Origin of the sequence: Eubacterium sp. AF17-7 (genome assembly GCF_003461285.1) — a bacterium.
Lineage (GTDB): Bacteria > Bacillota > Clostridia > Lachnospirales > Lachnospiraceae > Eubacterium_U > Eubacterium_U album.
In genome coordinates this window covers 248,416-262,030 of the sequence record NZ_QTWU01000001.1, presented here as the reverse complement: position 1 = coordinate 262,030, position 13,615 = coordinate 248,416, and the positions used below count along the sequence as shown (strand labels likewise).

The window sequence follows — 13,615 nt, the reverse complement described above, 5'->3', positions numbered from 1 at the left end:
TATATTATTCTCTAATACTTTGTGTGTCAATATATTGTTTACCGTTATATTTAATTTAATATAATATGTTCTGTTTATTCATAAATTTTAAGAGCCAAAAAAAGGCACAACTCATGAATTTAATTCTATGGGCTATGCCTTTTCGCATTATCTTAATTTATTTAATTATTTACCCTTTTACGCTCTGTTCTGGGCATCTACTAAGTTTTCGCTGTTATACATATGTCTTAACTTAGGTTTTTCAATCTTACCTGTTGGATTTCTAGGTACATCCGCAAAAATAATTTTTCTAGGTCTCTTGTAACGTGGAAGTTCCTTACAGAAATTATTAATATCTTCTTCTGTTGTTGCTACACCTGGTTTTAATTCAATAATTGCAGCTGATATTTCACCTAATCTTGTATCAGCAATACCTATTACAGCTACATCTTTTATATCAGGATGTTTGCTTAAGAAATTCTCTATCTGAACCGGATAAATATTTTCACCACCGGAAATAATAACGTCTTTCTTTCTGTCTACAAGGTATATAAATCCCTCACTGTCCTGCTCAGCCATATCTCCTGTGTATAACCAACCATCTTTAAGCGTTTCTGCTGTTGCCTTAGGGTCGTTGTAATAACATTCCATTACACCAGGTCCTTTAAGGATTAATTCACCAACATCTCCCTGCTTAACTTCTACACCATTTTCATCCACAATCTTAACTTTCCATCCATATCCCGGAACACCGATTGCACCAACATGGTCAATATTTTCGACTCCTAAATGTACAGCACCAGGTCCAATTGATTCACTAAGACCGTAGTTAGTGTCATACTGATGATGAGGGAAAATTGTTTTCCATTTTTTAATTAAGCTCTGTGGAACCGGCTGTGCACCAATATGCATAAGTCTCCACTGGTCTAATTTATAATCTTCAAGCTTAACATCGCCTTTTTCTATTGCAAGCAAAATATCCTGAGCCCATGGTACCAAAAGCCATACAATTGTACACTGCTCATTTGACACTGTTTCAAGAATAGTCTTTGGTGTAACACCTTTAAGCAATACTGCCTTGCCTCCCACAAGAAAACTTCCAAGCCAGTGCATTTTTGCGCCTGTATGGTAAAGTGGAGGAATGCAAAGAAATACATCATCCTTAGTCTGTCCATGATGTTTCTGTTCAACTTTTGCTGCATGCATTAAACTTCTGTGTTTATGTAAAATAGCTTTAGGGAAACCTGTTGTTCCAGATGAAAAGTAAATTGCCGCATAATCATCATCTGTTAATTTAATGTCAGGTGAATAGCTTGGGCAATTTGCTGCTAACTTATCATAATCTTCAGCAAATGTTGGGCAGTCACCACCTACATAGAATAAAATTCTCTTTTCATCAATTTCATCAACGATTTCTTCTACACGGCCTGTAAATTCAGGTCCAAATACTAATACATCTACTTCTGCAAGTTCAACACAGTATTTTATTTCGTCTGCTGCGTATCTGAAATTTAATGGGACAGCCAAAGCTCCTGCCTTTAAAATTCCAAAATAAATTGGAAGCCATTCTAAGCAGTTCATTAAAAGAATTGCTACTTTGTCGCCTTTCTTAATTCCTCTGCTAATGAGCAGATTTGCAAAACGGTTTGCTTTTTCGTTAAATACGTGCCATGTAATTTCTCTTCTATACTGACACATTGGATTGGATTCGATTAATTCGTAATCTCTCCATGTTACTCTTTTCTTTTCCTGCAAGTCCGGATTAATTTCTACTAAGCAGACATCTTTTCCGTATTCTTTTGCGTTCTTCTCTAAAATCTCTGTGATTGGCATTTCTCTACCTCATTAAAATTCAAATAGTTTTTTTGCATTTTCCCCTAATATAAGGTTCAATGCTTTTTCAGGCATTCCAAATTCTTTTAATCTTTCAAGTGTATATCCCTGATCAGACCACGGACTGTCTGTTGCAAATAAAATTTTATCTGCACCATGTTTTTCAACAATTCTTAAAAATTGTTCTTTTTCTAAGTGGGGAATACCTTTTTCAAAAGAAAAAGCCGTGTCAAAATAGACATTTTTTCCCACTAATTTTTCTTCTACCTCATCCCATAAATTCCATCCACCCATATGAGCAAGGACTAATTTTTTAGGATTAACTTTGTTTAGTACATTAAGCACCATATCAGGTGTACAGTGAATCTTTTCCGGAAGACCTATATCTTCTCCCGCGTGTGTTACAATTACAAGACCAAGTTCATCTGCATATTTAAAAATTCTAAGATATCTTGGGTCATCAAATTCAACCTTTTGATAGTCAGGATGAACCTTAATTCCTTTTAATCCTTTTTTCTTAATGTCATCTAATATATCTTTATAATCTTCATTGTCAGGATGTATTGCGCCTAATGAAAATACGCCTGTTTCCTTTGTTTTTTCATTAGTTTGTGCCGCAAATTCATTAATACTTGCAGACTGTTCAGGTTTTGTTGCCACAGGAACAACCACAGAAATATCGACACCGTTTTTCTTTGTAGATTCACTAAGTGCATCTCTTGTTCCTGCCACCTTTATCTTCACATTCCAATCATGTTTATCGACAATACTCTTCTCCATTCCGGCTAATGCTCTGGCGGCAATTCTATCCGGAAAAGTGTGTGTATGTGTATCAATTATCACAACTACACCTTCTTTACTGTTTATTTTTATTATGCTAATTCGTATCCTTTTTCAAATGCAGCAATATTAATGTCTACTGTCTTTGGTGGAACTGTTGCTTTTATAACTTCAATCCATTTATCTTTTTCAAAATCCATATGTTTTGCAGCAACGCCTAAAATAATTACATTAAATACTCTTGAATTTCCAAGTTTTAATGCTTCATCCATCGCATTTACCGCAATTACTTTGTGTTTTTCGCTAAGATTTTCAATAATGTTTTCAGGATATTCTGCTAATCCTGTAACTACTGTCATTGGGTCTATTCTCTGGTCATTTACGATAATTACACCGTCTTTTTTAAGAAAATGTGCATATCTTAATGCTTCAAGACGTTCAAATGCGATTAATACATCTGCCTGACCTTCTTCAACAATTGGTTCAGCTACCTTTTCTCCATATCTTACAAATGTAACAACGCTTCCTCCACGCTGTGCCATCCCATGAACTTCTGAAAGTTTTACATCATATCCGCTTTCAATTGTGATTCCACCTAAAACTCTACTTGTGAGAAGTGTACCCTGTCCGCCTACACCAACAATCATAATATTCTTTGTATCTGCCATTATTTGTCACCTCTCTCTTTTAATCCAATTGCATCGAATTTACAATTCTGCATACATAATCCACAACCGTTACACATTGTTGCATCAATTGAAACTGTTCCGTCTTCATTCTTTGTAATTGCAGGACATCCCGGTACGAGACACATTCCGCACTTCTTACATTTTTCAGGAATTGTATAACATTTGCCCTTTGGCACAAATGACTTAAGCAATGCACATGGTGACTGAGAAATAATAACAGAAACTTCATCTCTTGCAACTTCTGTCTTAATTACTTCTTCCAATTTCTTAATATCAAATGCATCTACAACTTCTACATGCTTTACACCGATTGCATGACACAAATCTACTAAATCAATAGCGTATGTTGGTTCACCATTTAACATTTTTCCTGTTGCTGAGTGATCCTGATGACCTGTCATACCTGTTGTTGAGTTATCTAAAATCATAACTGTTCCTGTTGCCTGATTGTAAACCATGTTCATAAGTGAATTAACACCTGTATGTAAAAATGTTGAATCACCTATTACTGCAACCCAGTTCTTTATGAAATCTTTTCCTTTAGCTTTTTCAATACCGTGAAGTGTTGAAATACTTGCACCCATACAAACTGTTGTATCTACTACATTTAAAGGATTTACAGCTCCTAATGTGTAGCATCCGATATCACCTGCTGCATGAATTTTTAATTTCTTTAATACTGAGAATGTACTTCTATGAGGACATCCCGGACAAAGAATTGGTGGTCTTGCCGGTGCCTGTGCAGGTGTATCTAAATCTAAATCTTCTTTTAAGATTGCTTTTCTAAGCATATTGGCACTGTATTCACCCTGTACTGTAAAAATTTCTTTTCCAATACATTTGATTCCATGAGCCTTAACCTGTTCTTCTATTACAGGCTCTAATTCTTCTATAACATATAATGTGTCTACCTTTGATGCAAATTCTTCGATAAGTTTCATAGGAAGTGGATTTACCAATCCTAACTTAAGAACTGATGCATTAGGTAATACTTCTTTTACATACTGATATACGATACCACTTGTAATAACACCAATCTTTTTATCGTTGTATTCAACTTTATTAATGTCTAATGTACATGCATCTTCTGCCATTCTCTTTAAACGTTCTTCTACAAAAATATGACGCTTAATTGCATTTCCCGGCATCATAACATTTTTTGCTACATTTCTTTCATATGGCTTATCTTCTATTTCCTGTCTTTCTTCAAGATTAACAATTCCCTGTGAATGTGAAAGTCTTGTTGTTGAACGAAGAATTACAGGAGTGTCATATTTTTCTGAAAGTTCATACGCTCTCTTTGTAAATACTCTTGCTTCTTCACTGTCTGATGGTTCTACAACAGGAACCATTGCTGCTCTTGCAACCATTCTCGAATCCTGTTCGTTCTGTGAACTGTACATTCCAGGGTCATCTGCTGCAACTAAAACCATACCACCATTAACACCGATATAAGATACTGTGTATAATGGGTCAGATGCAACGTTTACACCAACGTGTTTCATCATACACATTGAACGTACGCCTGCCATAGATGCACCAATTGCAACTTCTGTTGCTACTTTTTCATTTGGTGCCCATTCAGCCTTAATTCCCGGATATTTAACAACATTTTCACTAATTTCTGTACTAGGTGTTCCAGGATAAGCTGAAGTAACTTTAACTCCTGCTTCGTATGCTCCCCTGGCAATCGCCTCGTTACCTAACATAATTTTTTTACTCAAAATATGTAACCTGCCTTTCGTCATTATGTATAAAACTGATAGTGCAATACAAATGCACTTCATATTATTTTGTATTTAGCATAATTTACTGCTTTTTTGCTTTAAACTCATAAAGTAAATTATACCTAATTAGGATATATTCGTCAATGAATGTGGAGATGTATTTTGAGGGATATTTATATAGTGGGAAAGCAGGGTTTGCTTGTAGATTGTGTTTATGGTTTGTTTTTGGGGGATTTTCGTTGGGATTTATAATTTGGGGTTTGCTTGTAGATTGTATATAGGATTTGTTTTTGGATTTTTTACTATATTTACGGATGAAATCAAAAAAGAAAAATTTATCCGTAAAAAACATCAACAATTATTATCTAAAATTTCTCGCATTAAGATTATTTCGGAAGTGTAACTCTTTCGTATTGCTGTTTCTGAGTAGCATATATTACATTTATTTAAATCTCAACCATCGTTAAGTCCCCCATTTTTGCTTTCTTTACTAAGACTATACCAGATAATTTTTTATCACTCATCACTTTTGCAAAAAAATCCCCATAAAATTCAATTATGCTTTTAAATCGCACAATCAAATTTTATGGGGATTTTAAAGGTTTATATACATATCAAACTATGCAAATTTTTCACCTGTTAATAATTCATATGCTTCTTTATATTTAGCAACTGTCTTTTCAACAACTTCATCCGGAAGAAGTAAATCATTGTCAGGGTTAGCTTTTAACCAGTCTCTTACGTACTGCTTATCAAATGAAGGCTGTCCCTGTCCCGGTTTATATCCTTCGAGTGGCCAGAAACGTGAGCTGTCAGGTGTTAACATTTCATCACCAATTACTACGTTTCCATTTTCATCTAAACCAAATTCAAATTTAGTATCTGCAATAATGATTCCTTTGCTTAAAGCATATTCTGCACATTTCTTATATAAAGCAATTGTGCAATCTTTAATCTTTTCTGCATATTCTGCACCTTTTCCAGGATATGCTTTTTCTAGTACTTCTACACTCTGTTCAAATGAAATATTTTCATCATGGAGTCCGATTTCTGCCTTTGTACTTGGTGTATAAATTGGTTCAGGCAACTTATCTGATTCTACAAGACCTTCAGGAAGTTTTATTCCGCAAACTGTTCCATTTTCCTTGTAACTTGCCCAACCACTTCCTGTAATGTATCCACGAACGATACATTCGATTGGAAGCATTTCTAACTTCTTACACATCATACTTCTGCCAGCAAATTTGTCATTCTGGAAAAATTCCGGCATATCTTTAACATCTGTTGATACCATATGGTTAGGAACAACATCCTTTGTATAATCAAACCAAAATTTTGACATCTGTGTTAAAACCGCACCCTTGTCTGTAATCTTGTTCTTTAAGATGTCATCAAATGCTGAGATTCTGTCTGTTGCAACAATAATCATATTGTCTCCATTATCGTAAATCTCACGTACTTTTCCTTCTTTTACCGGTTTAAATTCCTGCATTATTGTACTCCTCCATTTTCTTCTGCCCTTGTGTTGTTGAACAGTTTATTCTATTTTATGTATCTAAGCTTACGCTCACCATAAAATTATAAACAGAGATTTTATGTAAGTCAATGACTAAAGACTTTCTATATTTTCAATTTACCTGAATTCTCAAAAATTATTTTTATATTTTTATTAATCCAAAGCATCCTTTACAGGAACTTCTACCTTTTCTTCAAAGCATTCAAATAATTTATCTGTTTCTTCTTTTTTCATCTTAGGTGTTATTAAACTTATAACAGGTACAAGGATTAAACTTACAAGCATTGTAAATGCACCTGCATTAATTGGTGACTGTATGTAGCCCCAAATCATATTTGTCACAGTAACTATGATGCTGAAAATAAAACTTGCCCATACAGAAGCCTTTGTAACTTTCTTCCAATATAATCCATACATAAATGGCGCAAGGAATGCTCCTGCTAAAGCTCCCCATGAGTAACCCATAAGCTGAGCAATATTAGGAATACTATCTTTATTTAATGCGATAATTACTGAAATTGCTACAAATACTACTACGAAAATTTTCATAAGTAATACCTGTTTCTTTTCTGCCGTTTTCTTTAATACCGTTGTTCCCAAAAAGTCAATTGTAATTGTTGAACTTGATGTAAGTACCAATGAGGAAAGTGTTGACATTGAAGCTGATAATACTAACACAATTACAATACCTATTAATATATCAGGAAGTGTTGAAAGCATTGTAGGGATAATTGAATCATATCCACCGGTTGCAATATCAATTTTATCAGAGAATAATCTTCCAAATCCTCCTAAGAAATAACATCCACCTGAAACAACTACTGCAAATGCAGTTGAAACTATCATACCTGTCTTGATTGATTTTTCACTTTTAATCGCATAGAATTTACCAACCATCTGAGGAAGTCCCCATGTTCCTAATGAAGTTAAAATAATTACTCCTAAAAGATTTAATGGATCAGGTCCAAAAAATGATGCAAATATTCCGTCACCTGCAACTTTGATTACGTCTCCCTCTACAGGCACCTGTGCTGCAAGTTTTGACAATGAGCTGTAAAATCCACCCTGTCCGTTTAATACTGAATAAATAACTGCACAAATACCAAACAACATTACAATCCCCTGAATAAAGTCATTGATTGCTGTTGCCATATATCCGCCAAGAATTACATAAAGTCCTGTAAGTACTGCCATGATAATAACTACTGTACTATATGTTATGTCAAATGCCATTCCAAATAATCTTGAAAGACCATTATATACAGATGCTGTATATGGAATTAAGAATACAAATGTGATAACACTGGCTGCTATTTTAAGTGCATCACTGTTATATCTTTTTCCAAAATAATCAGGCATTGTCTTAGCATCTATATGCTGAGTCATAACTCTTGTTCTTCTACCTAATACAAACCATGCTAACAAACTACCAAGTATGGCATTACCAAGTCCAATCCATGTAGAAGCAATACCATATTTCCAACCAAACTGTCCTGCATATCCTACAAAAACAACTGCTGAAAAATACGATGTTCCATATGCAAATGCTGTAATCCATGGTCCTGCAGATCTTGAACCCAATACAAACCCGTTAACATCTGTGGCATGCTTTCTTGTATACACACCAATTCCAATCATGACTGCAAAAAATACAATCAATAATAAAACTTTAACTAACATTTTGTTCCTCCACTTTTAGTTACATACCTTTATCGTCGCTTTAAACCGTTACGCTTTAAAGCATTAAAGTTATTATCACATAACATCCTCTTTTTGTCAATAAAAAATCCCCGAAAAAGATTTGGTTATTGCCTCCTCTTTTTCGAAGATTTCATATTTATTTTCAGGATTTATTCAACTAATTATTAAAGCTTGGATTAAAATTAAAAATGAATATTACTAACTATATTATGGTTAGTATTTACTTTTCCTCATCTTTAATTATTCTTGATACTCTTCTTCTCACAATATCTTTTTCAATAGGTTCCATCATCAAATCAACAACGCCTCCCTGAATTGCTATCTTACACTGTTCTATATTGCTTTCCTTACAAACTGCTATCTTAGGAATACCTGCTATATTCTTATTATTATCTAAATAATCCATAATTAATTTTCCATCATCTTCATCATTTGATAAATCCGCAATTATAATCCTAATTTCGCGCTGTTGCTTTATAACTTTATCTATTTCATCTGACGAAATAACTTCAATCACGTTATATTTGCTACTGATTGCCTTATCTATCGCATGACATATGGTTCGGCTTTTACTATATACAATAACGCTTTCTCTTTTTTCTTCATAAGTACCATAATCATCCACGCCATATTCATGGTAACATGCTTTACCATATTTCTTTGCTTCTGCTAAAGCTTTATCAGCTCTGTCAAATAATTCTTTATAATCATAAACTTCACTATCAGCAAATGCTAATCCGATACTTACTGTAGTTCTCCCTTTAATTACTGTACTTTTCTTTACTTTAAATATTCGAATAATATCTCTTGCCTTTCTTCTGGCAATTTCTTTATCCGGAATGTCATTTAAAAACACGACAAATTCGTCTCCGCCAATTCGGCCTATTATATCTTCTTTTCTAAAGTTATCTTTCAATATTCTAGATACTCGTCTTATTGCATGGTCACCAATCAAATGTCCTTCACTGTCATTTATATATTTAAAATCATCCATATCAACAACAATAATTGCATCTATGTGATTCTTATGTTCATGGAGTTGCTGATTAATTTTATTAACGGTTGTCATTTTATTATACAAACCTGTCATCTGATCAATTTCAGAAAGTTCAGACAATTCTCTGTTCTTCTTTTGCATTTCTGCGTATTTTCTTGTAGCAATCAAAACATTACTTACACGTGCCTTAATCACTTCCCTTACAAGCGGCTTTGTTATGTAATCATCTGCTCCATTTTTAAAAGATTCAATTAAATTTACCGAATCATTATTGACTGTAACAATAATAACCGGAATATCTGCAAATCTTTCATCTAACTTTCTTTCCTTAAGAATATCCACACCTGTCATATCAGGTAACCAGTTGTCCAATAATACAATATCAATATTATATTTGTATTCTTTTAAAATTCTAAAGCACTCTTCTCCATTTTGTGCCTCCAGAATCATAAAATCTTCTGCAAAATAATTAGCAATGATATTTCTATCAATCTCATTGTCATCTACAATAAGCATTGTATCCATTATTTAATTTACCTCCCCTATTTATCGAACTTATCTCTTCTCCTATATTTGGTTTTTCCCAAATGAAATAAAAAATCCGACACTCTTCCCTACAAAGTGCCGGTTTCTCTCTCATAAATAGTTTTATCTTCTAACTACATATAAAAATTGTGTTCAGTAATAATGTCTTCCCCAAAACATTTTGTTATATATGATAGTAGTGTATTATGTAAGCTTATTTAAAGCTATTTTCATTAATCTTACCACTTAAATAAAAACATTACAATACGCATTTTTATGAAAGTATTATTATTTTAGAAACGTTTTTATTATTTTTTATTTTATTAATAGTTAACAGTCATATTTTTTCATTATATAAATTTAATTAATTTTCCTTATACTAACATCATTAATTTTATTATCTATTTTCTTTCCATAAATTCCTAATATATTAAATTGTCAGTAGTTGCTTTTCTTTTTTTAACAATTAAAAACACCGATATATTAACATCTAAAGATTAAATTCCTAATCTTATTAATATATCGGTGTTCTTATTAATTTTCAAATTCTATCATAAATTTGCTTTTATTATAAAATCTGTTTTATTTTTTTGTTTTAACTGTCTTAACTGACCAATCGCCATAAACTTCTGTTCCGCAGTAATTTGTCTTTGCGGCTCTTACCCTTACGAAGTACTTTGTGCCCTTCTTTAAGTTCTTAATAGTGTATCTCACTTTCTTAGCTGTAGCACTTGTTTTCTTCTTGAAGTTCTTATTTGTAGACCACTGAATCTGGTAATTCTTAGCCTGAGCTGCCTTTTTAAATTTTAAAGTAGCTGTTGCCTTTTTACCTTTTACTTTATTTGCCTTAAGACTCTTAACTTTAACTTTTCCTACCTGGTTAAGTTTCTGTACTGTTGCTTTAACTGCATCAGATGTTACTGTAGAATCTGTTGTTGCAAATACTATCATATTTGTTGTTGCTAAGTTAATAACAAAATTAGCTTTGTTTGGGTTAGCAGGATCAATTGTTCCTGTTGTTGATGTAATTGCTGCAGGGAACTCAATGCTAAAGTTAAGTGTAATAGCTGATGTGTCGATTCCCATAGCTGAGTACATAGCAACTGACTCACTCTGTGCCAAACTTACTTCACTGTATAATGTAGTGCTTGTTACATAAGCATCACTTGATAATGCTTCTTTTACTACTTCACCAATCTTATCAACTGTTGAAGAGTAAGTTTCTGTTGCTTCGTAAAATTCCTTGCCATCTTTTGTTACAACTTTCATTTCTTTTCCATCAGAAATATCTGAAGTTGTCAGTCCTGATGAAGTTAACCATGTATCCATGCTTGCTTTATCAATATCTACTGTAGCTACTGCAGATGCTGTTCCATCTGAATTAATCTTTACATTAGCATTTTCTGTCATACACCCTGTAAACATAACTGTTACTGCTGCTGTTAGGGCTAAAACTTTTACCTTTGTTGGTCTCATATATTTCTCTCCTCCTTATAATATGGTAGTGCCCCCTTCCTTCGGTCAGCGGCTGGTCGGCGAAAATATTTTAAGGAACGAACTTTGTTCGTTTTATTTTCGCCTCTTTATTTGTTACTTATTATTGTACCATATTATATAATGATTACAACTTAAGAATATCTTATTTTTCCCAATTATTTGCTGTTTCTGAACTGAACAGGAGTCATTCCATATTTTTTCTTAAACAATCTGTTAAAATGTTCAACATTCTGATAACCAACATTTTCTGCAATTGCTTCAACAGTCATGCTTCCACTCTTAAGTAAAGCTCTTGCCTTTTTCATTCTTACATTTTTAACGATATCACCAAATGTATTTCCTGATTTTTCTTTAATGTACTTTGATAAATATGGTTTTGACAAATGGAATTCATCAGCCAATTCATCTAAAGTTACTGTCAAATAATTTGTATGAATATAATTCATTATTTCATTTAATCTGTCATCCTTACAGGCATTTACTCCTACTTCACTTTCTAACTGATTCACTGCAACTGTCAAAGCCTGAATTGATGACTTAATAATATCAGCATCAATTCCAACACCCCAGAACATCTTACCATTATGACTGATTCCTACATATGATACAGCCTTTGATGATGAACCTCTTGATAATGAATGTTCTTCATATACTGACAATTCATAACTTATGTTAAAGTACTGCTTAAATGCATTACTTACGGCATCAAGTCTTCCGTTTCCTGTGCTCTTGATAACTCTGACTTTGTCATCATATGCAATTGTAACCTCAGCTATAATTCCGTCTTTCTGTTGGAAATGACATTCAGGTACGCTGAATACTGTATTATTTGTAATGTATTTATCTTCAAATATCTGGTATACCCAATTTGGTGATAATTCTTTATGCTCTTTATCTGAAACATCCTTAACTGTGTATCCGACTTCTTCCTTCATTCCATCCGGTAAATCCATACCAAAATTCTGTTTTAAGATGTAGCTTACGCCACCCTTTCCTGACTGGCTGTTAATTCTGATTACATCTGAATCGTATGCTCTTCCAACATCCTTAGGATCAATTGGTAAATATGGAACATTCCATTTTTCTGTATGACCTGCTTCTCTGTATGCCATTCCTTTTGAAATAGCATCCTGATGCGAACCTGAAAATGCAGTAAATACCAAATCACCTGCATATGGCTGACGTGGAGAAACTTTCATTCTTGTTAATTTTTCGTATGTTTCGCAAATATGTGGCATATCACTGAAATCAAGTTTTGGATCAACTCCATGTGAGAACATATTCATTGCTAATGTAATAATATCAACATTACCTGTTCTTTCACCATTTCCAAATAAAGTTCCTTCAATTCTGTCAGCACCTGCCAATAATCCTAATTCGGCATCTGAAACACCACATCCTCTGTCATTATGTGGATGTAATGAAATCGTAACTGCATCACGATATTTCAAATTCTTGTGCATATATTCAATCTGAGTTGCAAATACATGTGGTAAAGAATTTTCAACTGTTGCAGGAAGGTTGATTATAACTTTATTGTCAGGCTTTGGCTGCCATACATCTAATACAGCATTACATACTTCCAATGCATAATCTACTTCTGTTCCTGTAAAACTTTCAGGACTATATTCAAATGAGAAGTTTCCATCTACTTCATCAGCTAATTCTTTTAATAATTTTGCTCCATCTACGGCAATCTTTTTAATCTGTTCTTTTGACTTCTTAAATACCTGCTCACGCTGTGCAACTGATGTAGAGTTATACAAATGAATTACTGCATGCTTACATCCTTTTACAGCTTCAAAAGTTTTCTTAATAATATGCTCTCTTGCCTGTGTTAATACCTGAACTGTAACATCATCAGGAATCATGTTTCTTTCTATTAATGCTCTCATAAAATTGTATTCTGTTTCTGATGCAGCCGGGAATCCAACTTCGATTTCTTTAAAGCCCACTTTAACTAACATCTGAAAGAATTCTAATTTTTCTTCCAAGCTCATTGGTTCAATTAAAGCCTGATTTCCATCTCTTAAATCAACACTACACCAAATTGGTGCTTTTTCAATCTTTTCTTTCTTAACCCAATCAAATGTTGGTGTAGGTGGCATAAAATACTGTTTCTCATATTTTGTACAATCCATCATAGTTCTTACTCCTTCTAACCTTTAATAAATATATGTAACTTGCATCTAAATCTGTACCTTGATGTTTTTTAATTGATTTATTTTACTTTATTACATTAATGTAGCAAATTGCCCTATAACGTAAAAAAGCTCTATAATATCAAAAGATATTATAGAGACGAATCATCGCGGTACCACTCTACTTCATGTATAGACATGCCCTTACTGGATGCTCATGACATCCGCTC

The 13,615-nt window shown here is 33.4% G+C and carries 9 protein-coding genes and 1 other annotated feature (1 of these 10 cut by a window edge); all 9 genes read right to left on the bottom strand.

What is annotated here, in order from left to right:
• Positions 1-177 precede the first annotated feature (177 nt).
• The 9 genes from DWW96_RS01020 to DWW96_RS00980 all read right to left on the bottom strand — a co-directional run bounded on the left by DWW96_RS01020 (position 178) and on the right by DWW96_RS00980 (position 13,388).
• Positions 178-1,812, bottom strand: a complete 1,635-nt coding sequence (locus DWW96_RS01020) for a class I adenylate-forming enzyme family protein (protein WP_117908459.1) — start codon at positions 1,810-1,812, stop codon at positions 178-180.
• 12 nt (positions 1,813-1,824) lie between these two features.
• Positions 1,825-2,655 carry an amidohydrolase family protein gene (locus DWW96_RS01015; RefSeq protein WP_117908457.1) on the bottom strand — a complete coding sequence of 277 codons (831 nt, stop codon included), beginning with the start codon at positions 2,653-2,655 and terminating at the stop codon, positions 1,825-1,827.
• A 29-nt stretch (positions 2,656-2,684) separates the two neighbouring features.
• Complete coding sequence (locus DWW96_RS01010; RefSeq protein ID WP_117908455.1) at positions 2,685-3,260, bottom strand: indolepyruvate oxidoreductase subunit beta; 576 nt, start codon at positions 3,258-3,260, stop codon at positions 2,685-2,687.
• Entirely contained in the window at positions 3,260-4,990 is a 1,731-nt protein-coding gene (gene iorA / locus DWW96_RS01005) for an indolepyruvate ferredoxin oxidoreductase subunit alpha (RefSeq protein ID WP_347496330.1), read from the bottom strand. The genes DWW96_RS01010 and iorA overlap by 1 nt, the downstream gene beginning before the upstream one ends.
• Positions 4,991-5,627: 637 nt before the next feature.
• Positions 5,628-6,500, bottom strand: coding sequence for a phosphoribosylaminoimidazolesuccinocarboxamide synthase (locus tag DWW96_RS01000; RefSeq protein ID WP_117908453.1), 873 nt, complete (start codon positions 6,498-6,500; stop codon positions 5,628-5,630).
• A 177-nt stretch (positions 6,501-6,677) separates the two neighbouring features.
• On the bottom strand, positions 6,678-8,204 hold the full coding sequence (locus tag DWW96_RS00995; RefSeq protein WP_117908450.1) for a sodium:solute symporter: 1,527 nt from the start codon (positions 8,202-8,204) through the stop codon (positions 6,678-6,680).
• 241 nt (positions 8,205-8,445) lie between these two features.
• Positions 8,446-9,747, bottom strand: a complete 1,302-nt coding sequence (locus tag DWW96_RS00990; RefSeq protein ID WP_117908448.1) for a diguanylate cyclase — start codon at positions 9,745-9,747, stop codon at positions 8,446-8,448.
• Between the two features lie 582 nt (positions 9,748-10,329).
• Entirely contained in the window at positions 10,330-11,223 is an 894-nt protein-coding gene (locus tag DWW96_RS00985) for a fibronectin type III domain-containing protein (RefSeq protein WP_117908446.1), read from the bottom strand.
• Positions 11,224-11,399: 176 nt separating this feature from the next.
• Positions 11,400-13,388 carry a 2-isopropylmalate synthase gene (locus DWW96_RS00980; RefSeq protein ID WP_117908443.1) on the bottom strand — a complete coding sequence of 663 codons (1,989 nt, stop codon included), beginning with the start codon at positions 13,386-13,388 and terminating at the stop codon, positions 11,400-11,402.
• A gap of 150 nt (positions 13,389-13,538) precedes the next feature.
• Positions 13,539-13,615, bottom strand: a binding site (T-box leader) (it continues 148 nt past the right edge of the window).

What these genes read in the sequence shown, in the direction of transcription:
- DWW96_RS01020 (WP_117908459.1), bottom strand. Translation starts at nt 1,812, where the DNA reads ATGCCAATCACAGAGATTTTAGAGAAGAACGCAAAAGAATACGGAAAA.
- DWW96_RS01010 (WP_117908455.1), bottom strand. Translation starts at nt 3,260, where the DNA reads ATGGCAGATACAAAGAATATTATGATTGTTGGTGTAGGCGGACAGGGT.
- iorA (WP_347496330.1), bottom strand. Translation starts at nt 4,990, where the DNA reads ATGTTAGGTAACGAGGCGATTGCCAGGGGAGCATACGAAGCAGGAGTT.
- DWW96_RS01000 (WP_117908453.1), bottom strand. Translation starts at nt 6,500, where the DNA reads ATGCAGGAATTTAAACCGGTAAAAGAAGGAAAAGTACGTGAGATTTAC.
- DWW96_RS00995 (WP_117908450.1), bottom strand. Translation starts at nt 8,204, where the DNA reads ATGTTAGTTAAAGTTTTATTATTGATTGTATTTTTTGCAGTCATGATT.
- DWW96_RS00990 (WP_117908448.1), bottom strand. Translation starts at nt 9,747, where the DNA reads ATGGATACAATGCTTATTGTAGATGACAATGAGATTGATAGAAATATC.
- DWW96_RS00985 (WP_117908446.1), bottom strand. Translation starts at nt 11,223, where the DNA reads ATGAGACCAACAAAGGTAAAAGTTTTAGCCCTAACAGCAGCAGTAACA.
- DWW96_RS00980 (WP_117908443.1), bottom strand. Translation starts at nt 13,388, where the DNA reads ATGATGGATTGTACAAAATATGAGAAACAGTATTTTATGCCACCTACA.